This is a genomic window from Novosphingobium flavum, from assembly GCF_014230315.1.
Lineage (GTDB): Bacteria > Pseudomonadota > Alphaproteobacteria > Sphingomonadales > Sphingomonadaceae > Novosphingobium > Novosphingobium flavum.
Genome location: NZ_JACLAW010000006.1, coordinates 149,016 through 173,386, shown reverse-complemented (window position 1 = coordinate 173,386; position 24,371 = coordinate 149,016). Strand labels below are relative to the sequence as shown.

At 60.7% G+C, this 24,371-nt stretch carries 27 protein-coding genes; 14 read left to right on the top strand and 13 right to left on the bottom strand.

Annotated elements, in window-relative coordinates; genetic code table 11:
- Entirely contained in the window at positions 1-300 is a 300-nt protein-coding gene (locus tag H7F51_RS09305) for a DUF736 domain-containing protein (protein WP_072597733.1), read from the bottom strand.
- 254 nt (positions 301-554) lie between these two features.
- Between H7F51_RS09305 and H7F51_RS09300 the strand changes: the two genes are divergently transcribed.
- Together H7F51_RS09300 and H7F51_RS09295 are read left to right on the top strand one after the other, a co-directional pair.
- The gene (locus H7F51_RS09300) at positions 555-1,040 is read left to right on the top strand and encodes a thermonuclease family protein (protein WP_246448060.1); all 486 of its coding nucleotides are present in this window, start codon (positions 555-557) and stop codon (positions 1,038-1,040) included.
- Positions 1,041-1,183: 143 nt separating this feature from the next.
- A complete protein-coding gene (locus tag H7F51_RS09295) occupies positions 1,184-1,396 on the top strand; it encodes a hypothetical protein (protein ID WP_185663978.1) in 213 nt (70 codons plus the stop codon).
- Between the two features lie 21 nt (positions 1,397-1,417).
- Here the strand turns inward: H7F51_RS09295 and H7F51_RS09290 are convergent, their stop codons facing one another.
- From H7F51_RS09290 to H7F51_RS09270, 5 genes are all read right to left on the bottom strand, one after another.
- Positions 1,418-1,819, bottom strand: coding sequence for a hypothetical protein (locus tag H7F51_RS09290; protein ID WP_221774076.1), 402 nt, complete (start codon positions 1,817-1,819; stop codon positions 1,418-1,420).
- A 117-nt stretch (positions 1,820-1,936) separates the two neighbouring features.
- A complete protein-coding gene (locus H7F51_RS09285; protein WP_185663977.1) occupies positions 1,937-3,694 on the bottom strand; it encodes a ParB/RepB/Spo0J family partition protein in 1,758 nt (585 codons plus the stop codon).
- A gap of 90 nt (positions 3,695-3,784) precedes the next feature.
- Positions 3,785-4,219, bottom strand: coding sequence for a DUF2958 domain-containing protein (locus H7F51_RS09280; RefSeq protein WP_185663976.1), 435 nt, complete (start codon positions 4,217-4,219; stop codon positions 3,785-3,787).
- Positions 4,216-5,187 (bottom strand): ArdC family protein, encoded by a 972-nt coding sequence (locus H7F51_RS09275; protein WP_185663975.1) that lies wholly within the window; start codon positions 5,185-5,187, stop codon positions 4,216-4,218. The genes H7F51_RS09280 and H7F51_RS09275 overlap by 4 nt, the downstream gene beginning before the upstream one ends.
- Positions 5,188-5,555: 368 nt before the next feature.
- The gene (locus H7F51_RS09270; protein ID WP_343061257.1) at positions 5,556-5,786 is read right to left on the bottom strand and encodes a hypothetical protein; all 231 of its coding nucleotides are present in this window, start codon (positions 5,784-5,786) and stop codon (positions 5,556-5,558) included.
- Between the two features lie 116 nt (positions 5,787-5,902).
- Between H7F51_RS09270 and H7F51_RS09265 the strand changes: the two genes are divergently transcribed.
- Positions 5,903-6,136: a helix-turn-helix transcriptional regulator gene (locus tag H7F51_RS09265; protein WP_185663973.1), complete on the top strand. Its 234-nt coding sequence runs from the start codon at positions 5,903-5,905 to the stop codon at positions 6,134-6,136.
- Positions 6,137-6,175: 39 nt separating this feature from the next.
- Here H7F51_RS09265 and H7F51_RS18895 read toward each other — a convergent pair whose 3' ends face one another.
- The 5 genes from H7F51_RS18895 to H7F51_RS09240 form a co-directional block, all read right to left on the bottom strand.
- The gene (locus H7F51_RS18895) at positions 6,176-6,670 is read right to left on the bottom strand and encodes a DNA -binding domain-containing protein (RefSeq protein WP_185663972.1); all 495 of its coding nucleotides are present in this window, start codon (positions 6,668-6,670) and stop codon (positions 6,176-6,178) included.
- A gap of 49 nt (positions 6,671-6,719) precedes the next feature.
- A complete protein-coding gene (locus H7F51_RS09255; RefSeq protein ID WP_185663971.1) occupies positions 6,720-6,905 on the bottom strand; it encodes a transcriptional regulator domain-containing protein in 186 nt (61 codons plus the stop codon).
- Positions 6,906-6,915: 10 nt separating this feature from the next.
- Positions 6,916-7,782, bottom strand: a complete 867-nt coding sequence (locus H7F51_RS09250) for a phytanoyl-CoA dioxygenase family protein (protein ID WP_185663970.1) — start codon at positions 7,780-7,782, stop codon at positions 6,916-6,918.
- Entirely contained in the window at positions 7,779-8,384 is a 606-nt protein-coding gene (locus H7F51_RS09245) for an acyl-homoserine-lactone synthase (RefSeq protein ID WP_185663969.1), read from the bottom strand. Before H7F51_RS09245 ends, H7F51_RS09250 begins: the two co-directional genes overlap by 4 nt.
- Positions 8,385-8,453: 69 nt before the next feature.
- A complete protein-coding gene (locus tag H7F51_RS09240) occupies positions 8,454-9,239 on the bottom strand; it encodes a helix-turn-helix transcriptional regulator (RefSeq protein WP_185663968.1) in 786 nt (261 codons plus the stop codon).
- Positions 9,240-9,484: 245 nt separating this feature from the next.
- On the opposite strand from H7F51_RS09240, the gene H7F51_RS09235 reads away from it, so the two are divergent.
- The 4 genes from H7F51_RS09235 (at position 9,485) to H7F51_RS09220 (ending at position 15,634) form a co-directional block, all read left to right on the top strand.
- Complete coding sequence (locus tag H7F51_RS09235; RefSeq protein WP_221774075.1) at positions 9,485-10,420, top strand: LysR family transcriptional regulator; 936 nt, start codon at positions 9,485-9,487, stop codon at positions 10,418-10,420.
- Positions 10,421-11,021: 601 nt separating this feature from the next.
- A complete protein-coding gene (locus H7F51_RS09230) occupies positions 11,022-13,403 on the top strand; it encodes a TonB-dependent receptor (RefSeq protein ID WP_185663966.1) in 2,382 nt (793 codons plus the stop codon).
- 168 nt (positions 13,404-13,571) lie between these two features.
- Positions 13,572-14,315, top strand: a complete 744-nt coding sequence (locus H7F51_RS09225; protein WP_185663965.1) for a nuclear transport factor 2 family protein — start codon at positions 13,572-13,574, stop codon at positions 14,313-14,315.
- 2 nt (positions 14,316-14,317) lie between these two features.
- The gene (locus H7F51_RS09220; protein WP_185663964.1) at positions 14,318-15,634 is read left to right on the top strand and encodes an MFS transporter; all 1,317 of its coding nucleotides are present in this window, start codon (positions 14,318-14,320) and stop codon (positions 15,632-15,634) included.
- Positions 15,635-15,724: 90 nt separating this feature from the next.
- Here the strand turns inward: H7F51_RS09220 and H7F51_RS09215 are convergent, their stop codons facing one another.
- Together H7F51_RS09215 and H7F51_RS09210 are read right to left on the bottom strand one after the other, a co-directional pair.
- Positions 15,725-16,687, bottom strand: a complete 963-nt coding sequence (locus H7F51_RS09215; protein ID WP_185664097.1) for a formylglycine-generating enzyme family protein — start codon at positions 16,685-16,687, stop codon at positions 15,725-15,727.
- Between the two features lie 189 nt (positions 16,688-16,876).
- Complete coding sequence (locus H7F51_RS09210; RefSeq protein ID WP_185663963.1) at positions 16,877-17,575, bottom strand: TetR/AcrR family transcriptional regulator; 699 nt, start codon at positions 17,573-17,575, stop codon at positions 16,877-16,879.
- Between the two features lie 400 nt (positions 17,576-17,975).
- Here H7F51_RS09210 and H7F51_RS09205 point away from each other — a divergent pair, with 400 nt between their 5' ends.
- The 7 genes from H7F51_RS09205 to kce all read left to right on the top strand — a co-directional run bounded on the left by H7F51_RS09205 (position 17,976) and on the right by kce (position 24,362).
- Positions 17,976-19,175 (top strand): cytochrome P450, encoded by a 1,200-nt coding sequence (locus tag H7F51_RS09205; RefSeq protein ID WP_221774074.1) that lies wholly within the window; start codon positions 17,976-17,978, stop codon positions 19,173-19,175.
- Between the two features lie 57 nt (positions 19,176-19,232).
- Positions 19,233-20,105, top strand: a complete 873-nt coding sequence (locus H7F51_RS09200; RefSeq protein WP_221774073.1) for a cyclase family protein — start codon at positions 19,233-19,235, stop codon at positions 20,103-20,105.
- A gap of 82 nt (positions 20,106-20,187) precedes the next feature.
- On the top strand, positions 20,188-20,538 hold the full coding sequence (locus H7F51_RS09195) for a cupin domain-containing protein (RefSeq protein ID WP_185663962.1): 351 nt from the start codon (positions 20,188-20,190) through the stop codon (positions 20,536-20,538).
- A complete protein-coding gene (locus H7F51_RS09190; protein WP_185663961.1) occupies positions 20,535-21,335 on the top strand; it encodes an SDR family NAD(P)-dependent oxidoreductase in 801 nt (266 codons plus the stop codon). The genes H7F51_RS09195 and H7F51_RS09190 overlap by 4 nt, the downstream gene beginning before the upstream one ends.
- 3 nt (positions 21,336-21,338) lie before the next feature.
- Entirely contained in the window at positions 21,339-22,250 is a 912-nt protein-coding gene (locus H7F51_RS09185) for a 3-hydroxyacyl-CoA dehydrogenase family protein (RefSeq protein ID WP_185663960.1), read from the top strand.
- Positions 22,247-23,446, top strand: a complete 1,200-nt coding sequence (locus H7F51_RS09180; protein ID WP_185663959.1) for an MFS transporter — start codon at positions 22,247-22,249, stop codon at positions 23,444-23,446. The genes H7F51_RS09185 and H7F51_RS09180 overlap by 4 nt, the downstream gene beginning before the upstream one ends.
- On the top strand, positions 23,436-24,362 hold the full coding sequence (gene kce, locus H7F51_RS09175) for a 3,5-dioxohexanoate:acetyl-CoA acetone transferase (protein WP_185663958.1): 927 nt from the start codon (positions 23,436-23,438) through the stop codon (positions 24,360-24,362). Before H7F51_RS09180 ends, kce begins: the two co-directional genes overlap by 11 nt.
- The last annotated feature ends 9 nt before the right edge of the window (positions 24,363-24,371 follow it).

Below are 24,371 nucleotides of genomic sequence, written 5' to 3'. Positions count from 1 at the left end.
TCAGCGCGACCAAATGAGCTTGTGCTCGCCGTCATCGCCCTGGCTGAGGGTCGCGTAGATCGGTGCCGGGAACGACGGATCGTCGAGCTTGAGGCTCAGATATTCCGCGCCGGTCTCGCGCGCCGCCTTGGTCCAGGCCGCCCCGAATTCGACGCCCGAAGCGCTGACCCGGTGGTCGGGCGACTTCTCGTTGTCGCGCTCGCAGGGGCGGATGCTCGCCTTGACGCGAAGCGTCAGAGTCCGGATTTCGCCGGTGTAGATGCCGTTTTCTCCGCGGGTGAAGCTGCCAATCTGTGCCATGATAACCTCCTTCAAGTGATGCGATGCCGCCCGATGCCGCCCGATGCGGCCTCGACAGGCGGTCGATCAGGCGGGCGGAGGCAGGTTCCGCACCCGAAGGGCCGAAGCACAGCGGAGGGCGGCCAAAGCCGGGCTTCTTGCCTCGCGAGGAAGGCGCGGGACGCGCCGGGGAAGAAGGTCGGCGACGCCGTTGCGGGACCGGCGGACCCCGCCAGACCCGCCGAGAGAGAGGCCCGTTCAGGGCGGCAGTCGACATGCAGGAGGTCTCGCATAGTGCGGATGACGCTCGACAATCGGCCCCCGACACCGCGATAACCCTGTCCATGCTTCGTGCCCTTGCGCTCTCCGTCCTCATCGCCGCGACACCGATGCCGGCGCCCGCCGGCGCAGCGGACGGCCGTGAGTCCGGCCGCGTGGCTTGGGTGACCGACGGCGACACGTTCCGGCTGGAAAGCGGCGAACGGATCAGGATCGCGGGGATCGACGCCCCGGAAACGCACCGCGACCAGGCCAAATGCGCAGGCGAAACACTAGTGGGATTGCGGGCAAAGGACCGCGCCACGGCGCTGCTCGCGGGGCGCCAAGTGACCTTCCGCCGCGTCGGCCGCAGCTACAACCGGACCGTCGCCACCGTTGCCCTCGACGGCCATGATCTCGGCACCGAGCTGGTGCAAATCGGCGTCGCAGCGTGGTGGCCGCGCGGCCGGCCGAAGCCGGACTGGTGCCGCCGCGCATACTGATTTCGGATTTGATCAGGGATGGTCGGAAATTATGATAACGGGGCGTGCAGCGCCGCCAATTTGTCACGCCATTGGCGGCTCCCACGCCCCACTGACTGCCGGAGCAGCGATCCGCGCTCCTCTGCCGAGAGGTTCATCAGGCGATGAAAACGATCGAACGGGCTGCCCGGGCGCTCTGCAAATTCGACGGACAGCCTGAGAATATCAGGTTCGAGGGCGCGCCGATGTGGCGAAGCTATGTGCCGCAAGTGCGTGCGCTGTTCGATTCGGTTCGCACGGCAGCACCGACGGGCACGGACGTCGAGGGGTGGCGGATGATGATCGAGGCAGCTCTCGCCGAGGGCGATGACATCTAGGCTCCCGGCGGGCCATCAGGATTAATCTTTCCACTCACTCCGGCGGGCAGGCAATCGCATCTGCGCCGTCCTAAGCTTCGGCTTCGAACCTCTGTTGCCGCGCACGACCGGCACACCGTTTTTGTCCAAGGTCCGAATGCTATCCTTGACGATATTTCGGTATTTTCTCGAAGCATCCCACGCCCAATCGAAGGCGACGGTATCGGACGCAAAGACCCACTTTTGTGCGCCAAGCGCGAGGAAGCTGTACCAGGCATCGCCGATCTTGATGCTGTGCCCGTGCAGCGCAGCGGTGTTGCCGCCTTTGCTGGGAGGCCTGCTCGGTTCACGAAGGGCGGTCCGATAGTCGCCGATCGCGCTCCAATCGACAGTTAGAACCTGGCTCTCAATATCGGTGTCTTTATCGGGCATGGCATCATGCATAGCCGATCGCATGGACTGCTGGCACAAGAAAAGCCGCGCGCCGACGCCGGGACGGCGGAGGCGCGCGGCCGGATTTTGAGGGTCCGGGTGCGGGCGGGGTTTCCCCGCCCGCACGGATCATGCCGCCTGCGCGAAAGGTTCCGTCTGGGCGTCGGGGTCCGGCTCGGGGGTCCGGGCCGCCTCTACCTTGGCGTGGGCGACGACGGTGCCGACACCGCCGCGCGTGGTGTAGGCGGAGGCCGGGAATGCCAGCCATTTCGGCACCCAGCGCTCGACCTTGGTCCGCCCATCCGCGCCGTCGAGATGGTCGCGGACAATGCGCTTCAAGGTCTTGGTCTTCTCGCCCGCATTGGCCGTGGCGACCGTCTCGCCCGCCACTTCGGCGACGATCCGGGTCAAGACTTCTCTGTCGCGGATCAGCTCGAAGAACGCCGCGTCCGCCTGCCACCAGTCGGCCATGTCGACGTCGATCTGCAATCCTACTGCCGCGACGGCTGCGCTGCCGCTCGCCAGTGTCTCGCCCATGACGACCGTGATGATCTCCATGACGATGGGATCGGGAAGGTCGATAAGGCGCAGGAAGATGCCCGCCACGCCAAAGTCGTCACCGTTGCCGCCAGTGACGGTCGGCTCCTCGGACGAGAAGTCGAGCACGGCCAGCACCGCGCGGCGGCGCTCGTCGAAGGCGATCTCGCCGCGACAGGTTTCGATGCTCTCGCGTACCTCGTCGTTGCGGGTCGTCTGCGGTTCGGGCGACACGCGCCACAGATGCGATCCGCCGATGGCATGGGCGACCATCAGCCGCAATGCGATGCCGGGTGCCCCGAGCAGCGCGGCGCGGACGGCGGCATGACGGTGCAGGTCAAGATAGGTCTGCATCGTCGATGTGACCTCGGGCCGGGCGAGCTTCGCGGGTTCCGGGCCATCTCCGCGCGCGGCGCGGCGGGCTTCCTTGGCGGAGAGATAGCCCTCGTAAAAGGTGACCTCGCCGGTCGAACGGACATCGACATAGACGCGCCCGCCCTTGCGCTTCGGTGCCTTCTCATATTCCCACGAATGGAAATGGTCAGACGCGGGCACAATGACGACATCGCTCCAGCCTTCCCCCAGATAGGCTGCGCGGCGCTCCTCGATGGCCTCGTTCTGGGCAGTCCAGAAGGCATCGGCGTCCGCGAAATAGCGGTCGTCGCCGAACAGGTCGGCCACGGTCGCGCCCTTGAAACCGTCCAGATCGAACAGCGCGAACCGCGCCGGGATCGACTGTCCGCCAAACAACCACGCCTTGAGCTGATGGCCGGTCGGCACATAGCTGTCGGCATCGTCGAACAGCGCCAGCCACGCGCGTTGCTGGCTCTTGCTGGCGAGGGTCAGGTGGCGGACGGTCGCGCGGTCGATCTTCTCCGCCGCATAGAGGCTACGGATGCGCGGCAGCAGATTGCCGAGCGCCAGCACCCGCGCGATGGTCAGGTCGGGAAGCCCGAAGGTCGCGGCGATGTCGGCAACGTCGCGGCCCTCCTTCACCAGCCGGGTGAACGTCTCCCACTGTGTCACCTCGTCGGCATCGAGCCGGGCGAGGTTCTCGATCATCGACGCCTCAATGGCGGCGGCATCGTCGGTTTCCGAGAGGATGCGGCAGGGCAGCGGCTCGGCCTCGCCGGTTTCCTGCGCGACGATCTGCGCGGCATGAAAGCGCCGCGCCCCTGCAACGATCTCGAAATGACCGTCCTGACAATTGGGGCGCACGAGCAGCGTCTGGATGACGCCGCGCTTGCGCACGGTCGGCAGAATGTCGGTCACATCGGGGGCTTTTTTCCCGTAGCGCATGTTGGTCTTGCTGACGGACAGCTTGTCTTGATCGATGAAAACGAGTGTCATGGTCGGGCTCCTTGTGAGTGCCGGTCCGTCGCTCTTTCCGGGGTTGTCGGACCGGTTTTCGGATTGGCGGCGAAGCGCGCCGCCCGCGCTTCAACCGCCGTCCGGGTTGCCGGAACGGTGCGGAAGATCAGGGTCCGAGCCGGTCTGGACGGCACGGCGAAGCAAGGTTTCCGCCCACAGGATCGAACCGGCGCGCCGCGCCCATTCGGCCCAGACGGTCAGCGGAAAGCTGCTCTCGAACGAGAGGTCGCGCTCGATGAACAGGCCGTAGGGCAGACGCACGGCGGCAATCTCGGACAGGCTGAAATAGCCGAGTTCCGGGCAGCCGAAGCCGAGGTCGGCCAGTCCGAACAGGGTGTCGCCATCTTCGTCCAATTCGGTCGCCAGCCATGTCGCCGCGCCGATGGGATTGAACAGTTTGACCACGGGCAGCGGGTCGAAGCCTCCGCCCTTCCCCTCGCTGTCATGCCGGGAAATGGCGTTGGCGCGGAGTGCGGAGCGCAAGGCCGGGGGCAGAAGGATCATGCCGCGATCCTCCCTTCGGCGCGGGTCTCCTGCGCCTCACGCTGGCGGGCGAGCAGCCAGTCGGCGGCGCGGCAAGCGGCGCTGGCGGCGCGGAAAATCGCGCGATTGTCCTCGCGCAAGACCTCCAGCCAAGCGCCCAGATAGTCGGCATGACGGACGGTCGGCACGATGCCAAGCGCGGCGCAGAGGAAGGCCGATCCCATCTCGGCGACCAGTTCCTCGCGGGCATAGTCCTTGCTGCCGAAGGGATTGCGAAGGTCGCGCCCCAGTCTCCTGGGGTGCCCGGTCGCATGGGTCAGTTCGTGCAGGCAGGTCCGGTAGTAGTTGATCTGATCGAAGAATGCGGGCTGCGGCGGCACCTGCACGAAATCGGGGTCCGGGGCGTAGAAGGCCTTTTCGCCGCCGACGCGGAACTCGACGCCCGAGGCGGCAATGACCTCCTCGGCAAGGGGCACGATCTCACGCTCGGGAAGCGGGACAGGATCGGATGCCAGCCCGGCGCGCAGGCCCTCGCACTGGGCGACATTGAAGACAGTGAACCGCTTGAGGAACGGCACCGCCTTGGCTTCGTCGCCATCGCGCGAGGCGCGTTCCTTTTCGGTCTCGGGGGTGAAGCGGTCGGCATAGACGACGGTCACCCCGTGCTCGCCCTTGCGGACACAGCCGCCCGCTTCCAGAGCCTGCCGGAAGGTCAGCCACGATTGCGACGGCCAGCCGTGCTCGATGACCGCGCCCCACAGGATCAGGACGTTGACGCCCGAATAATTGCGCGTGGTGAGGGCGTTGCGCGGCAGGCCGGGTCCGGCGCTGCCGGTCGATCCCCACGGCTGAACCCACGGCAAGCGCCCGGCCTCAAGCTCGGTGATGATACGGGCGGTCACCTCGTCATAGAGGCTCGTCCGGTTTTCGGTCTGACGATCTTCGCTTGCACCCTTGCGGGGGGCACGACGGCTGGCGGCTTCTGGCATCGCTATCCTCCATCGCCACCCAAAAGCAACAAACCTCCCCGGAAGGCGGGGGTGGGCGGCGAAGAGCGACCAAAAGGCCCGGCTCCAGTGGCCGGCGGCACCGTCTGGGCGGAACGAAGTGGAGCACCCCGAGCGCAGCGGAGGGGTTGCCGCAGGCCACGACGGGCCTAGCCGGGAGCGCCGCCCGCACCCGCCGTACCGGGAGAGGCACCAGAAACGCCGCCGCGCACCGGCGCGGCGTCCGCAGGCACGCCAGCGATCGTCACCGGGAGGCCGAGACCCGCCCAATGGCGGGGCTCGGGGGCGAGCAAATTGCGAGCCGTAGAGCGCGGTCGGGGCGAAGCCGCGAGGCGCCTTTCGCTGCAGATCTACCGGGTCAGTTTGGAAGTCCGGCCAAAAGCCTCGAGGGCCGCTCCAAGCCCTTCGCCAATGATCCAGCGAGCACGCTCAAGGTGTGACCGCCAGCAACCGTGCGCACCAGCATCAGCAATGTCGATGCGCATGATCGTTGCCGCGGCCTCATGCCATGCCATCCCCGCTTCCTCGGCGTCGAGCAACGCTGCATACAGGGCTAAGTGACCACGATCATAGGCGGTCACAGGACCAGTCGTCGCTACGTTTCGCAGCATATCTCACCATAATTGACCAGTATACAGGTTAATTTGACCTGCATAGGCTATGGGCAAATTTGTCGCAAGCGGGCTCATGTTTCGGCATGTCGAGCCGAGAAACATTGTCCCGCAACTTACGCTTGCTGAGAGTTGCGAGAGGCCTGTCCCAAGAGGCTCTGGCTGACTCCGCTTCAATTGCACGCAGCTATGTCAGCGCGCTTGAGCGAGGTCGCTACAGCGCTAGCGTAGATCGGTTGGACAAGCTGGCTGCCGAATTGGGCGTCGAAACCTACGTGCTGCTGATGAAAGAGCTGCCGACGGAAGTGCTGAATAGCTGAGGCTTAGGCAAGGCCGCGCAAATCCTCAGCTTGCGCATGTCACATGTTTAGGATCGGCAACGGTCCGTCCAGGACAAGCCTTTCGCCCATGGCCACCAGCCGCCGGGCGGCCGACTTGCGGCACTCCCCCGGCCCCGGCCAATCGCCGGGTCCCAGCAGGTCCATAGCAATGTCTCTCAGCGACGCGCCGGCCATGCGGGCATCCCGCGCGCGCAGCGCAGTCGCCATACGCAGTATGCGGAAACCGGCCTGAGGTCGTTTGGGCACGCAGCCGGAAAACCACGCATCCAATCGCCGGATGGTTTCGATCTGTTTCGCCAACCGCCCATCCGGCATGAGTAGATATGTCAATTGGACCGGCCCGACTGTCACGGTTCCATCGATCACATCGAGACGGAATGCCTCTCCGCCTACGACCAATCGCACGTGCTCACGGGCGGTGCCCTGAACGCTTCGTGCGTCGAATTGCCGAAGGTCGATGGAAAACGGCGCGGATGCGACGCTGGCAATGACCGTCAAGACGCGTGCATCCACGTCCACGCTCCACATGGGCGCGGCGTGGATACAGTCCAGCTCCGGATCCTCAGGGAAAGTGAAGCCCCCAGTGCGCCGCGAAGTCGGCATCGGCTGCAGCGCCGGTCAGCGGCAAGCCCGGCAGACTGGCATAGGCCGCACGGTAGGCAGGATCGCGACGCAGCACCTCCCATGCCAGCGCGCCGCGCCCTCGCCGCACGATGGCCTCGTGGTCGCCGGAATCGGGCGCGATCAATGCAACGTCCTCAGCCCATCTCGCCCATCTGGGTCCGGATAAACAAGTTCGCAGCCTCGGTCTGGTCGGGGCGAAGCGCATCGATGGCCTGCAGATGGTCCGGAACGTGCTCGCGGAGGAGGACCGAAGGACATTGTCCCTCGACGTTGCCGAGGTTGGGGCGATGCTGGGCATAGCCGACCAGCGACGCCAGTTCCGGCGAAAAATGGCGCGCCACGTGTGGCGGATAGACCAGCCATTGCAGTTCGAAGGGTTTGAGCCAGCCGAGGCAGTAGCTGATCACGATGCCGCGCCGCGGTGCGAAACTCGCGTTGGCGCCGCCACCGTGAAGCGTCGAACCCAGAAAGACTAGGGCGTCGCCGGGCACAATCGCCGGCACGATGGCATCGTCTTCGGGAAGCACGGGGATGTCCGGGTCGAGGTGGCTCCCCGTCCATAGCCGCGTGCCGCCATTCAGCCGTGTGAACCTGGTCAGCGGCCACATGACGTTGACGAGATATTCGACCCTGCCCTTGGGGCCCTGCCACATGTCCTGGTCACGATGCGGCAGCTGGGGCAAGGCGCCGGGCTGGATCTCGATCGCCTGGGTCAGGTTGAGCGCGATCCGCTCACACCATGGCAGCAGCATCTGCTCGGCGATCTCGATGATCAGCGGGTGCATGACCAGTCGCTCGATTCCCACCGCGCGTGACAGCAGCGACCCGAAACGCCTGGTCCGCTCGCCGTAGAAGGCACCCTGGCACAAGGGTGTGGCTGCAAAGCGGGCCTCAAGGTCCGCTTCGATCCCGGCGATCAGTTCCGGCTCGACCGCGCGCTCGAACTGGCACCAGCCATCGCGCGCGAGGCCGGCAACGTGGCGATCGACCGCCGCGCTCATGCCGCCACCTGATCGGTTGCGGTGGAATAGACCCCGGTCCAAGAAAGGCGCTCGCCCGTGTCGGGGTGGATATGGATAAGGAAAGCGCCAATCGGGCCGCCGGGGATGTGAACTGCCGGCCCGAGTGGCTCGGCTTGCCAGCCCATGGCGAGCACATCCTTGCGGAAGGAGTCGGGAATAACACCCGTGTAGCGTTCGACGCCGCGCTCGAGTGCAACGTCGACCATCGCCGAAAAGAGCAGGTTGCGCAGGTTGCGCCGCCGCGCGGCACCGTGTCGCTGCGGCAGGCACAGCCGCGAGCTTTCCCAGGTGCCGGCATCCACGGGAACGCCGAAAGGGCAGAGATGAGGAAAGAGCGTGCCGAGCATATGCGGCTGGGTGCTGGGGAACAGCCGGATCGATGCCGCGTGCCCACCCTCGTCGTCAGCAACGATCAGGTAAATCGTGTGCTCATTGTCGAACTGGTCGATCTCATATTTGCCATCGATCACGGGCACGTCCCAGCCGAACAGGTCGACGAACAGGCGCTTGCGGTCGGCAAACATGGATTGCAGCAAGGGCCGGTTTTCCGCCGCGTGCTGGTTGTCGATGACATGGATCATTGCGGTGCTCCGGTCGTGATTTCACGCACGAAGGAAGCAGCAGAGCGTGATACAAAACAGACCGAGTGATTACCCGGGTTGACGGCGGACCAGTTCGTCAAGGCCGACCTCACCTGCAAGCACGGCGCTAACCACCAGTTCGGTGCGGTCATGAGCGCCGAACAGGCGCCGTGCCTCGGTCAGATAGCCGTCGACGGTGCGCGGCGTCAGGGCAAGCGCCCGGGCGATTTCCTTGTTCGAGAGGCCGCGCCCCGCGAGAACCACGCAATCCCGCGGACGAGGATGCAGCCGGGGCCTGTGCGTGAACGACTCCGGAGGGGCGATCAGTCGGCGCGCCGCCTGAAATGCAAAGATGCCGACCATCTGGGCTACGCCGAGGTAGCGATATGCCCGATCCGGAGAACGTGTCCCGGCGAATGTGCAGGAGCCCATGCAGTCGCCTAGACGCACGTAAGGCACAGTGATGCCCTCATTTAGGCCTTCGCGCATGCCGAATTCAAAACTGTCCCGGTCATGGCGGTTGAGCTCGATGAGGCTTTCCAGATCTGACCAGAGAAATGCGCCATCAACAAAAATGCAGCCGCGAATGACCGGATCGCGGCGATATCGATTGTTACTGAACAGGCGCTCAGTTACCGCCGGTGGATAATCTTTGAGATCGACACGATCGAGACGTTGCGTTCGTAGATCGTCATGATGAATCAAGGCGAAGTGGCGAAAACGCATTTCGCGAGTGACAGCTCTCATAAGCGTCGCCAGTTCCGCGCGCGTCGGGATCGTTCGCAGCGTCTGGACTACGTCACTTGCGAACGCCAAGCAAAATGCGGTTTTGCGCCGAGCCAAGCTGGACGGCATGCAGAAATATCCTCCCTGCTCCAAGCGCTGATGGAAAGGCCTGAGTGAGGCACAGCACGACCAGTTGCGACCGCTATCGCGGTACGTCATTCGCGAGGTCATTTCGTCGTGCGCGAGCTCTCGGCCTTTCGATTGCCTCACAGAAAATGTTCGTCGTGGCCCCCTGTAATATCTACGGAGGGGGTTACCGCCGGACTCGTTCCATAGAAAATGACTTGTCCACACGCCAATGATGCGCAAAAGTAATGATTGAGCAAGCTGGGATTTTTGGGATGGAGCTGCGCACGTTACGCTATTTTTGCGCGGTAGCGCGAGAGCGCCACTTCACGCGTGCAGCACAACTTTGCAACGTCAGTCAGTCTGCCCTGTCGCATCAGATCAAAAAGCTGGAAGAAGAGTTAGGTTGCCGGCTGGTCGAGCGCTCCAGCAAGCGGGTAGAGCTCACAGTTGAGGGAGCCATTTTCTTCGAACATTGCCGCCCTGCGATCGATCGCATTTTTGAAGGTGTCGAGAGGTTGCGCCAATTGTCGCCGGAGCCGCGAAGCCTTCGTATTGGCGTGTGGGGACATTTCCTTCTCACAGAGATCTTGCCATCCAGCCTATTGCGTTTGCGGGAAGGCGGGTTTTCTCAACCTATCCAGGTCATTGAAGTCTCAGGAATAGATCTTTTCGCCGCGCTCGACGATTCGCGAATTGATTTCGCGATTGCCGGCGAAGTGACACCGCGCCGCGGATTTACACTCACGCCCCTTTATATGGAAGAACTTGCGCTTGCTGTTCCGTTAGACGACCCCTTGGCTCCACTTGAAACATTACCGCTGACCGCACTTAATGGGCGCTCGTTGGGCGCGCTCACTAAGAATTATGCGAGCCGGCTGGCGCTGGAACGCGCGCTCGCGGAAGTCGACGTTCACCCGTGTTTTGTGGCCGAGCTCAATTCTCCAGAAACACTGAGGGACTTTGCAAATCGCGCTCAACTGCCCATCGTTGCTCCTATCCAAGGCTTTCGTGATCTACCGGAAGTCAAAACAGTCAGACTTGTATCGCCAACGCCGTCGCGACCAATGATGTTAATAACCCGTGAGGGCACGGAGTTCACTGCACCAGCTTTGGAATTGATCAAGACGATGCGCGAAATCTGGGATGCGTTCGGTCCGTCCGCCAACGAGACCGCAGCGTAAGCACATCGTTTATGAGTTCGGCGGATACGAATGGCGGCCAGCATGCTCTCGCGTAGCGCTTGGGTTTCCGAGATTTGCGCAGCGATGTGATTGGCGGCCAGTCCTGGGGTTAGCTTGGACGGTGACGCGACACCTCATCTCGGGATGCTGTCTATCGCATAATTCATTTTTGCGCTGCGCCAAATGGGCGGGATCGTGATCGCCTCGCCGGAGGCGACACAGCATATTACACTACTCAGCTCACTTGCCTCTACACGCACAGCGGCACAGGCGCCCCGCACTAACACGCAAGGGGTGGCCCTTACCTTGCGATGTGGCGAAGATTGGTCTGCGACCAAGGATTAGTTTTATGCATCATCAGGGTGCAAACATATCATTTTTCACCGCGCCCTCCGTAAGATATCTGCGGCAAGGCACGCAACTTAGAATAATATTTGCTAAAGGCAAAATTTAGACTGAATTCATTGTCGAATAAATCGAAAATTTTATTCGGAATGTATATTCAATCTCGCAATAATCTCACGCATGACAGCGAATTTAATATGAGCTATGCGCATTACTAATTGTGCTGTTCAAAATATTTGGGGGAGGTATATTTAACATGCGCACATTTTTACTTGGAACAACCGCCATAATTGCAGCCGGAGCCACTTCGCAGGTCCATGCACAAACCGCCGATGTCGCACCTTCTGCCTTCCGTCCGCAGAATGCCGAGGCTGCGGCTCCGCTTGATGAAATTATCGTGACGGCGCAACGCCGGTCGGAAAATCTGCAGAAAGCGGCTGTCCCCGTCACCGTGGTGACCGGCGACGCCTTGGCGACTGCGCAAGTATCGACCCCCGAGCAGCTGTCACGTCTCGTACCGTCCCTTGCTGTTCAAAGCGGTGGCGGTGCTAATACAACATTCTTCGTGCGGGGGGTTGGGAACTTCACGAATAATGCTTACAGCGATCCCGCGATCGCCTTCAACTATGATGGCGTCTACGTCGGGCGCCCCACCTCCACCTCGGGCGCTTTTTACGATTTGGAGCGGGTAGAAATGCTACCTGGCCCGCAAGGCACGCTCTATGGCCGGAACGCCACTGCTGGCGCCCTGAACATTATTCCAAAGCAGCCCGTACTAGGGCAGCTCAGCGCCAGCGCGCTGATGAGCTACGGCAATTACGACGCAATCAACGCCCAAGGCTCGGTAAATGCTCCCCTTGGTGGTTCCGCCGCCTTCCGGTTGGCAGGTAACCTGGTGAAACATGACGGCTATCTGTCGGACGGGACCTCCGATCAGCGCGATAGCGCACTGCGCGCCCAGATTTTGGGCGAATTCGGCCCTGATCTGACCGTGCGATTTGGCGTCGACTGGGCGCACCAAGGCGGCAAGGGGATCGGCTACTCTTACGCGACATTCTCGTCATTGAATCAAGGAGCAGGTACTTACTCCTATCCGCCGACACCGTTCGACCCCGAAATCGGCATTCTCGATCCCAAGGCGCAATCCCTGCGCGAGGCACGTTTCGTCCCTGTCATCGGCCGAACGTTGAGATCGCTGGATAGCCGGCAAAATCAGGATAATACCTTCTTCGGCGTGACTGGCGAAGTCAAGTATCAGACCCCTCTCGGTGCCTTGACCTTAATCCCAGCCTATCGATCTGCTAAACTCGACAATATTTTCCATGCCGGAGGCGGAACCTCGCTGATCAATGAATTGCAGCGCCAGCACAGCTTGGAGGTTCGTTTGGCAGGTGAGCGCCATGGCGCGCTCGATTACATGCTTGGAGGGTACTATTTCCACGAAACTGTGGACGGAAACGACAATTATAACCAAGAATTTCTCTGGAATCTGCAGACCTTTCGATCAAGGACCGATTCATATGCCGCATTTGCGCGGATCACTGCCCATCTTGCAGATCGCCTGCGGCTTGTCGGCGGCCTGCGCTACACGAAGGACAAGAAGCAGTTTGACGGCGTATCGAACGTCGTGACGCTGGTTTGCGCGGCTCCAGCGTGTCCGACTGCCCCGGGAATCCCCGCTTCGCTCAGCCTGTCGGATATCCCATTTCCCATACCGGCAGTTGGTGGCACGCCGCTTCCGGTAGGCAGCACGGGAGCGCTAGCCATTCGCATACAGACGGTAGTCGATCAGGGCATATCGACGGGCCAGGTTACGGCGCATGCTGGCGTCGAACTTGATCTCACGCCCACCTCGCTGCTCTACGCCAACTTTGAAAACGGCTACCACGCCGGCGGGTTCGCGCTGGCGGCAGGCTTCACCACCTACGCGCCTGAGTACATCGACGCCTACACAATCGGGTCGAAAAATCGCTTTTTTGGTGGCCGCCTGCAGGTGAACATTGAAGCGTTCTATTGGAAATATCGAAACCAGCAGGTCAGTCACTCCGGAATCGACGCCAATGGCAATCCCGGCTTTCTTACCGAGAACGCTGGCGCCTCAACAAATAAGGGCGTGGCAATCGACATCCAGGCTCGGCCGGCGACGGACACCCTGCTCACCGCAAACGTCCAATATCTGGATGCACGCTTCAACAATTTCTTATACACGCTCCCCAACCGAAACCCACCACAAGTCGGCTGTCCCTACAGTACAAACCCCGCAAACGCGGCAACCTTCCTTGTGAACTGTTCGGGCCAAACCAGCTTCAATGCACCCCGCTGGACCCTGAATCTCAACGCCCAGCAACGCGTATCGGTGGGGAACTTCAACTTGGTGCTTGATGCCAGCACGCAATTCAAAACTAGCCAGATGACCGGCTTCGAATACCTGCAATTCGAGCGGACCCCGTCTTACTGGTCATCAAATGCATCGATCACGTTAGAGCCGCGCCAGAAAAACTGGTCAATTTCTGCCTTTGTGCGCAATATCGAAAACCGGCGCATTGTGTTCACATCGACCATCTCCAACATTGGCTCAGGCACCGTCGCGACAACTCCTCCGCGCACCTACGGCATGCGTCTCGGCGCCACCTTCTAGCCCCCCTTTGTAAATCTGGCGGAGTTAACTCTCCGCCAGATATCACTCTCGGCTAGGGCGGCAAATCTCATGCGTCACGCAGGTATGAAGAGCGGATATGCCATCACTGAATGACACCCCCACAAAGTCAAATATTTGAAGTGACATCGTTCTATGGAGGTTATAATCGTGACTGATATTAACGTTCTTCAGCACAAATTAGATACACTCTCTCTAGAGGTTGATCGGCTTAAATCCGTCAATGACATTACAAACTTGATGTCGTCGTACGAATATCTGCATTTCCCACATCTGTTCCATCGCAAACCGGAGCTGTTCGCCCTGTCCATGCCCGATGTTAGTATGGACCTCTCCAATGGCGGTATATTTGTCGGGAAAGATGCGATCGAATTCCTGTGGAACGGCCTGCTAGGGCGAGCGGGGAATGAACCTGGCGCTTTCTTTTTGCACACGCTCACCACTCCGAACATCCAGGTCTCGGGCGATGGCGAGACAGCGAAGGCTATCTGGCTCTCGCCCGGTCTTGAGACCTATTATCATGATCATGCACACACAGTTCCGGAGGGGCATGTCGAAGGGAAAGCCCCAATGCGAGCGTATTGGTGTTGGGGGAAATACGCCTGCGATTTCATTCGAGAGAAGGGCGAATGGAAAATTTGGCACATGAAGTGGATCCGTAGCTTCCGCTGCGACTTTTACGAAAGCTGGGTGGACGACAAGGTCAGCACGGCACCTGCGGCAGCATATCCGAAGTTTCCGCGGGACGACATCAAGCCTCCCCGATTTCATGAGCCTTACAATCCCAAGATTCCGCAAAAAGCAATCCCGGCTATCCCGCAGCCTTATGAAACATTCGATGACCCGGACTGGATTTACTCGGGTTATGAGGATGTTATCCCGCCAAAGGCCTGACGATGGCCGATACCAGCGAGAATGTCGAAATCTCCAGCACGAGCACGAACCAAATGAGCCCCGCCGTTTCAAATTTGAACGCCCCGGTGCAAACGCCCGGTGATCATCGGCAGCGGTGGGGGCTTTTAGCCATGCTGCTCTTAGCGAATGGCCTGATGCTAGCGCCATCAATCGGATTTGTGCCGCTGATCCCCCAAATCAAGGCCAACTTTGACCTGACTTTCTCTCAAGTTGGTTTTTTCTCTGGGATAGCAGGGTTAGCCGGTATTCTCTGCGCTCTTCCAGCCGGCGCTGCCATCGCTCGGTTCGGCTATAAGCGTGCGTTGCTTGGCGGGATAGTTTTGGCTACGCTTGGACTGCTGGCGCTTGCGATAGCCAAAGGCTTCGTGCTGTCACTGACAGCCCGGGCGCTCTGGCAGGTCGGCGTCCGTTTCGCCGTCCCAGCCGCCGTGACCGGGGCGGTCCTGTGCACTGTACCGCAGTACCGCAGCACAGCCATGGGCCTGCTGACCGCCGCCGGAATGTTGGCAACCGTCGCTACGATGAATGTCAGCAGTGCGATCGCAGAACAAAGTGGCTGGCGCGCTTCCATTTTGTTCTTCGGCGGGGTTATGTTCTGCGCAGCGGCGATCGCGACCTTTCTACCTACGATGAAGGTGGAAGGAGAGGCGTCGGCTGATCCTGCGGCCTCCACCCACGACGCCGCCAGAACTGAGCATCGCTCTGCTTACCGACAGCCATGGATGTGGGTACTTTGCCTGCTGGTGCTCCTTGCGGGCGAAGAAGGGGTGGTGGACAACTTTGCAGCTCTCCAGATGCAGTCTGTCTGGGGCTACGGGCCAAGCACGTTCGCCAAGTTGACCTCGATCGGACTCGTTCTTGCCGTTGGGATGAATTTGGTGATTGGGCTCGTTGCCGACCGCTTTGGCCGGTGGCCACTCGCAATTGCAGTCTGTGGAATCAACTTGGTCGCAAGCCTCCTATTGCTGGTCGGTCAACACGCGACGACACCGGTGATCTACTCTGTCGGCCTGATAATCGCCAAGGCATTTCAGCTCAGCATACCGCTGCTCGTGAATTCTATGGCGCCCGCGTTCATGGGACGCGCGGAGGCGGGGCGTGTTATCGCTCTAACTGCGCTGGGAGCCAGCTTGGGGCAGTTCATCGGGCCCCAGTCGCTCGGCTGGCTGCGCGACATTACGGGTTCCTACTCGGCGGGCTGGCTATTTATGAGCGCCACCTGTGCGGCGACGCTAACCCTCGCGCTGCTACTCCGAGCCAAGTTCCCGTCGGCCGGCAGCGTTCATCCACCCTTGTAGACGCAGAGTGCTCTTATCGACGCAGGCATATGGAGAGGCGCAGTGGGGCTTATGACGTGTTCCCACCTCTTCTAACAGCCCACCTCCATTCTAACCGCGCCGTAGACGCGAACTTTCGCCTAGCCCCAATGGGCTACTGCCTTCGTCACCGCGTCGCACACAGCGAAAGCCAACATGGCTTGTGGTGGTGTCGATCGGTTGCGCGTAGCGAGCGGCTGGCCTGTAACGCTGACAATAATTGTCGGCGCATAGATGCGACCCGCCTTTGAGCACTTTTCGGGGCATGCGACTGCTATCGGACTTCGAGATGCTACCCCCTCGCGTGCCACCACGGGGGTTAGCCGGAACGCAGCAAGAACCGCTGACCTTCTTATTATTCTTTGGCTGCGAGAACCAGTCCCCAGTCCATTCCCAAACATTGCCGATCATATCGAAAATCCCGTAACCATTCGGCGGAAAGTGACGGACAGGAGAAGTTCGCAAGTATCCATCAGTAAGCTGGTTTTCGTATGGGAATTGTCCTTGCCAGTAATTGGCCAACACTTCGTCATCCGGCATCAGTTCGTCGCCCCACGCATAGTCACAGCCGTGCAAACCACCGCGCGCAGCAAATTCCCATTCGGCCTCGGTCGGCAGCGATTTGCCGGCCCATCTCGCATAGGCCTCCGCATCATCGTAAGCGATGTGAACGACCGGGTGATCCTCGATGCCCGAGATTGAGCTGCCGGGTCCGGTCGGTGCGCGCCAGTTGGCACCCAGGCGGAATTCCCACCAACTAGGTACATTGTAGTCGACCGGCCCGGTCGACATTTCGAAAACGGCTGAGCCTGGATGGGCTAACGCTGGGTCCATACCCGGATATTTCTGTAAATCAGGAGCGACTTCTGCGAACGAGACATAGCCTGTGTCTGCCACGAAAGCGGCAAACTGCTCGTTGGTCACTGGCGTCTTGTCGATCCAGAACGAGGCGACGGATACGCGCCGCACCGGCGCCTCTTCCGGATAGAAACGGTCGGAACCCATAGCGAAGGCCCCCCCGGGTATATACCCCATGCCCGCGTGCGTATCCGCTGAAACCACAGATCCCATCAAAATTCACCTTTATTCGCGCAGCCCGGGCCAGCAAGGCGACAGAGAAATCTATCAACCATCAATATCTATAACTGTCCAATTTTCTGCGTATCCAGCTAATCCACGTCAATTACTGCCATATGCACCGCACGTGCCTTTTAGACGTTTACATCAGGCACCTGAAGAACCCGCCCGAAATGCGGCAAGATCAAATGTCCAATCAACATTTGCGGCCGGATAATTCGGTAGAGGGGTGCTTGACACATGATGCGCAAGCTCGCGCTCAACGCCCATCATCCGCATGATGGATTCGACGATGAGACACGATTCTTCAGCCACCAGCTTGCCTTCATAAATGTCATGAATGGCTCCAACCAGCATCCAATTAGCCTGCCCCCAGCACGTTTCGATATTGGCTGGATCTAGCGCCAGTACACCGATCCGGATGCCGTCCCGCATGTCGCGCCTACCGAACGGCCCGAAACCATCTCGCATCCGATCACAAAGAAGATCGGGTCGCTTCGCCCACCACTGCCACATAGTACTAGATACGGCCTCGTGTATGAACAACCGCATTGAAGTCGGAATAACAAGTGCTGGCTCTCTTTCGCGCAACCCAGCAGTGACTTTTATATTTCTCCTACCCATGTCGTGTATGACGCAGTCGAGCACCTGCCCCGCTAATGCATCCCGACTTTCAAAGTAGTTGTAGAACGTACCAAAGCCGACATCAGCTCGATCGGTTATGTCACGAATCTTGACGCTATCGATTCCGCTAGATGACATTTCAACATACGCGGCTTCAAGCAATGCCGCCCTAGTCTGCACCTTGCGCCTCGCGAGGCGACCATCGGCTGCTACGTTCTTCAATCCAAATACCCCGTTTTCCCGCCCTACATGCCCACCCCGCACCCAAAGGGGAGTGGGGGGGGGCACAGCACATCCTATCGGTTTCAACATAACATATCAACTTTGATACCCGGTCATATTTGCGCCACCTTATGATATGATCATAATTCAAACTTGACCGCTGATCAGTTTTGCGTAGACTCGCGCTATTGACCACGAATCAGGATCAAACCCGGCCGCTGACACCAAAAGGCCTAAACGCCAGCCCCTGTTGTAAATTTCACAGAAAAAGTGGCGCTCTGAAGGAACAGCCATAACGGACGAGGATAAAATGAACGACAAACTCATGAATATTCCGGATGAATTTCCATTGGCGATCATAGGTTTGTCTATATCCTTTGAATTTTAAAGGTGCTGCAACATGTCAGGCATGGGATCAACAATGTCAGTAGCATCTGGCGTTCCTGTTTCAGATGTTGACCTGTTCAGCGAAGAGGTCATCTCCGATCCGTATCGAGCGTACTCTAATTTTCGTTCGTTAGGACCTGTGGTTTGGTTGACCCAATGCAGCTGCTACTTCCTCACGCGCTTTTCCGAAATTCATGCCGCGCTTGGTGACTGGAAAACATTCACGTCTGCACAGGGCGTGACTCTGAATGATCAGATGAATGCCGCCTTGCGGGGCGGGGTCCTTTGCAGCGACCCGCCCGAGCACGACGCTATTCGCAAGGTCTTGATCAAGCCGCTCATGCCAAACGCCCTTAGGGATTTGAGCGATAAGATAACCAGCGAAGCGGAAGGCTTGGTGGACAGGCTTGTTGCCAAGGGCAGTTTCGATGCCGCAACAGAGTTGGCCCAACATCTGCCCGTAACAATCGTTTCCGATCTTGTCGGCCTGCCTGAAGAAGGCCGCGAAAAGATGTTGGAATGGGCGGCTGCCAACTTTCAGTGCTTTGGGCCTCTGAACGACAGGACCTTGGCTGCCTTCCCGACGGCACAGGGAATGGTGGACTATGCCTTCACGCAATGCGTTCCAGGTAAGCTGAAGCCCGGCGGTTGGGCCTCCATGATTTGGGACGCGGCCGACCGTGGGGAAATCAGCCACGATCAGTGCGGCCCGATGATGAATGACTATATGGGCCCATCCTTGGACACGACTATCTTTGCGACTTCAAGCGCAGTTTGGCTGTTCGCACAGAACCCTGACCAGTGGGATATCCTGTGCGCAAACCCCCAATTGATTCCGAACGCAGTGAACGAGGTCATCCGCGTCGAGTCCCCGATCCAGAACTTTTCCCGTGTGCTCACTCGAGATTTCTCGGTTGGGGGCGCCGTGTTGCCTGCCGGATCCCGCATAATTGTATCGTATGGCTGCGCAAATCGCGATCCAGATAAGTGGGCAGCGCCCGATCGTTTCGACGTTCGACGAAGGGCCATGGATCATGTCGGCTTTGGTCACGGTGTGCATCGCTGCATCGGCAACAATTTGGCACGTATGGAGATCGCAGCCTTGCTGACGGCACTCACCAAGCGGGTCAAGCGCTTCAAAGTAGTGAACGCAGAACGTCACATCATCAACGTCCTTCGCGGCTTCAAGAAGCTGGAAGTTTCAGTGTCCTGACGTGTCACCGGATTAATAAAATACATATTTTCAATCTGATACTTTTGGAGAAAGATTATGCCCGGTTGGGAAGAAGGCGATTGGCGCGACGAAAGCCTGTGCCAGTTCAAGGAAACGAACCTGCTCAATTCGATGGGGCTGGAGTTCTATGATCTCAGCCATCCCTGGGGCCTTGGCCAGCCGTGCTGGCCCTATTTCGAGGATGTGAAGATCGAGCGTCTGCACGGCATGTCCAAGTCCGGCGTGCTGACCCAGAAGATCACCACCGTGATGCATTCCGGCACTCATATCGACGCGCCGGCCCACGTCGTGCCGGGTACGCCGTTCATGGACGAAGTGCCGCTGCCGTATTTCTTCGGTACGGGCGTGGTGGTTTCGATCCCCAAGGAAAAGTGGGGGGTGATCACCGCCGAGGATCTGGAGAATGCCCGCCCGAAAATCCGGGAAGGGGACATCGTGATCGTCAATACCGGCTGGCACAAGTACTACGGTGATAATCAGCACTACTACGGCTACTCGCCGGGCTTCTACAAGGACGCGGGTGAATGGTTCGTCCAGAAGAAGGTCAAGATGTGCGGGTCGGATACCCAGGCGCTTGACCACCCGCTCGGCACCGCCATCGGCCCGCATGGCCCGGGCGCACCGCACGGCCTGTTGCCGGGTATCAATCAGGAATACGAAAAGCTGACCGGCCGCAAGGTGATCGAGGACTTCCCGGAATGGGAACCCTGCCACAATGCGATCCTCTCTGCCGGTATCTGCGGTTTTGAGAACGTCGGTGGCGACATCGACAAGGTGACCGGCCAGCGCGTGACCTTCGCCGCATTCCCGTGGCGCTGGAAGAAGGGTGACGGCTGTATCGTCCGGCTTGTCGCCATCGTCGATCCGAACGGCACCTTCCGGATCGAGACCGGCAAGGACAACGACTGAACGAGCGGGCGCGGTCGGCCTGTTCCGGCCGCGCCTGCACTTCCGACCGGGAAATGCCCGGCACGTGGTTGAGAGGAATGTCATGGAAATCGTCCGGCTGGCCGATGCGCGGCCCTATATTGCCCCCAAACACTACGACATGCGTTCGCTCCGCCTGCAGGGCTTCGAAGCCAGCGGCGCCGATTTTGCCTGGACCGGCCTTTCCTATTTCCTGCCCGGTGGCGGCGCCGAAATGGACGCCGGACCGCTCGGCAAGATCTATGTCGTGCTGGAAGGCGCGGTAACCATCGAACTCGGATCCGGCGAGGTTCACGTGCTCAAGGCTCTCGACAGTTGCTTCATCCCGGGCGGGGAAGCGCGGGCCGTGCGTAACTACGGAAATACCGTGGCGGCCATGCTGGTCGTCATGCCCTACCCGGAGAAAAGCGCATGACGCTCCCCGCTATCGACACCCGCCAGTTGTTCGACGTTGCCGGAAAGTCGGCCATAGTAATCGGCGCGACTGGCTCGTTCGGCAAGGTGGTCTGCGCCACGCTGGGCAATGCCGGCGCGCGGCTGGTGATCACGGCTGGAAACGCCGGGGAACTCGATGCTCTCCGGGCCGAATTGGCCGGGAACGGCATTGAGGCTACCGCGGTAAATCGCCGCCCGAACACCGAGGCGGATTGTGACGCCATAGTCGCGGCGGCGGTCTCGGCTTATGGCGGGGTGGACATTCTCGTTATCGCTTCGGGCGTGAACGATGTTGGCATGATCAATGACCTTACGCCGGAGAGATTCCAGAAGGTCATGCTGGCCAATGTTGATGGCGCCTGGCTGATGGCCCGCGCGGCGGGCAAGCAGATGATCGCCCAGGGACGCGGCGGCAAGGTGGTATTCACCTCGTCCGCGCGCGGGAAGCTTGGCCATCCGGCAGGCTATACGGCCTATTGCACGTCGAAGTCGGCAGTGGATGGACTCACCAGATCGCTTGGCTGCGAGTGGGGCAAGCACGGCATCACCGTCAACGCCATCGCGCCCACGGTCTTCCGCTCACCGCTCACCGCCTGGATGTTCGAGGATAACGGGAACGCCACAAAAGTACGCGAAGGCTTTCTCGCCCGCGTGCCGGTGGGGCGGCTGGGCGAACCGGAGGATCTTGCAGGCCCGCTGCTGTTCCTGTGCAGCCGCGCCTCGGATTTCCATACCGGCCACATCATCTACGCCGACGGCGGCTATACGGCGGGCTGAGCCATGACGAGGCAATCCATAGCGGTCCTCGGCGGCGGCCTGATGGGTGCGGGTATCGCGCAGGTCTTTGCCGCTGCCGGTCACCCGGTCTCGGTCTATGAACCCTTTGCCGAAGTCCGCGCCACGGTGGTGGAGCGGGTGCGCGAAGGACTGTCCCAGGTGGGCGACCATCCCGGCGCGGCAGACCTCGTCATGGCCACGGACGACCTTGCGGAAGCTGTGGCCGCAGCCGCATTCGTGACCGAAGCCGTGCCCGAAAAGCTCGAACTGAAGCGCGCGATCTTTGCCCGGCTGGTCGAACACGCCCGGCCCGACGCGATCCTTGCCAGCAACAGTTCGGTCATGCCCATCGGCTCCATCGCTACAGGCTTGCCAACCGCGCACCGCATTGTCGGCACGCACTGGTGGAACCCTGCGGTGCTGATCCCGCTGGTAGAGGTGATCCAGGGCGCCGAAACGTCCGACGAGACCGTGGCGATCACGATGGATCTCCTCGCCAGCGTCGGCAAGAAGCCGGCCCATGTGAAGAAGGACGTCGCAGGCTTCGTAGCCAACCGGCTTCAGCACGCCCTGTGGCGCGAGGCGATCGCGATGGTGGCTGACGGCATCTGCGATGCGCGCACCGTGGACGATTGCGTCAAGAACTCGTTCGGCCTGCGCCTTGCCGTGCTCGGCCCGCTGGAAAATGCCGATCTGGTCGGCCTGGACCTGACGCGTGACATCCACCGCACCATCATTCCCGAACTCAATCGGGACAGCGGCCCCAATCCGCTGCTCGACACCCTGATCGAGGACGGCCGCCTTGGCTTCAAGTCGGGCGCGGGGTTCCAGGTCTGGTCCGAAGCGGATCAGGCCGCGCTCCGGGCCCGGCTGGTCAACCATCTGGTGGCTGCGCGCAAGGGCGGCAGGGCATGACTGCGGCGAGCCGCTCGGGCGAAGTTCAGGTGGTTGCGCTGATGGCGCTGGGCTTCGGCCTTGTCGGCATCGACCGTTTCCTCATCTCGCCGCTGTTCCCCACTATCGCGCGCGAACTGCACCTCGGCTATGGCGACATTGGCACCATAGCGGGCGCGCTTGCGTTGGCATGGGGCGTGGCAGCGCTGGTCATGGGCAACCTGTCCGACCGGATTGGCCGGCGCAAGGTGCTGACCGGCGCATTGCTGATGTTCTCGCTCCTGATCGGGGCGAGCGGGCTCGCCACGGGCCTGATGGGGCTGGTGCTGGTCCGCATTGTTATGGGCATGGCCGATGGAGCCTTCACCCCGCCCAGCATCTCGGCCACGCTCGAAGCATCGCCGCCGCGGCGTCACGGGCTCAACATCGGGATCCAGCAGATGATGCTGCCGCTGTGCGGGCTGGCCCTGGCGCCCTTTCTCGTCGGGCTGCTGTTGCCGCACATGGGCTGGCGCTGGATCTTCGTCGTGTTCTCCGTCCCCGGCCTGCTCCTAACCCTTGCGGTGTGGAAGCTGCTCCCCGATGCGGCCGCGCCGGATCAGGAACGCAACTCCTGGGCCGATTGGCGTGAGGTCTTGCGGCATCGCAATGTCCGCCTGCTGATGGCTCTGATGCTGTGCTGGTTGACCTGCCTCATTACCACCAGCGCCCTGATGCCGAGCTATCTGGTGGACTTCCACCATCTGAGCGAAGCGCAAATGGGCGGCGTCATGGCGGCAATCGGCCTTGGCTCCACGGTGGGAACCCTTGCCCTGCCCACCTTGTCGGACCTTACCGGGCGCAAGCCGGTGATGATCGGTTCCACCCTTGGGGTCGCAGGTTCGCTGTGGATGCTGTCGCAGTCCGATGGCTCGGTCACCAGTTTGTTTTTGTGGCTTGGCGCGGTCCATCTGTTCAACAACGCCTGCATCACGCTGACCGTTGGACCGATCTGCGCCGAAACCGTCCCGCCGCGCCTGATGGCGACGGCAACCGGCATGGTCATCGCTTGCGGCGAACTGTTCGGCGGCGGCCTTGCTCCCATTGTCGCGGGGCAAGTCGCCGACCGGTTCGGCATAAACCACATCCTCTGGCTACCGCTTGGCGCAATGGCGGCGGCCTTCGTCCTTACCCTTTTCCTTCGGGAAACCCGCTGGAGCGGCAATCATGGCCAATAAAGTCATCATCACCTGTGCGATCACGGGCGGCATCCACACGCCGACCCTGTCCGATGCGCTGCCCTACAAGCCTGCCGACCTTGCCTCTCAGGCGATCGAGGCAGCCGAGGCTGGCGCGGCGATCCTGCACATTCACGCCCGCGACCCCGAAACCGGCGCGCCGACCGGCAGCCCCGATGTCTATCGCCAGTTCCTGCCGATCATCAAGCAGGGCACCGATGCGGTGATCAACCTTACCACCGGCGGCAGCCCGGACATGACGCCTGAAGACCGGCTGGCCGGCGCGCTGACCTTTTCGCCCGAGATGTGCTCGCTCAACATGGGGTCGATGAACTTTTCCTTCCACGACATGGGCCGCAAGGTGAAGGAATGGAAGTTTGCCTGGGAGGACCAGTACATCCTCGATTCGGAAAAGTTCATCTTCCGCAACACCTTTGCCGACATTCGCCGCAACTACGAACTGCTCAGCGATCACGGCACCCGGTTCGAACATGAATGCTACGATATCGGCCACCTCTACAACCTGGCCTATTTCGTCGACAAGGGCGTGGCCAAGCCGCCATTCTTCATCCAGTCGATCTTCGGCATTCTTGGCGGCATTGGCGGCGATCTGGACAATGTGATGTTCATGAAGCGCACGGCGGACCGGCTGTTCGGCAAGGACTACGTCTGGTCCGTTCTGGGCGCGGGGAAATACCAGATGCCGGTCTGCACCATGGCCGCGCAACTGGGCGGCAATGTCCGCGTCGGGCTGGAGGACAGCCTGTTCATCGGGCGGGGCAAGCTGGCCTCGTCCAATGCGGAGCAGGTCAGAAAAATTGTTCGAATCATCGGAGAAATGGGGTTGGAACCAGCAACTGCTGATGAAGCGAGACAAATGTTGGCGTTGAAGGGCGCAGACAGAACCCAAATATGATGGAGGATA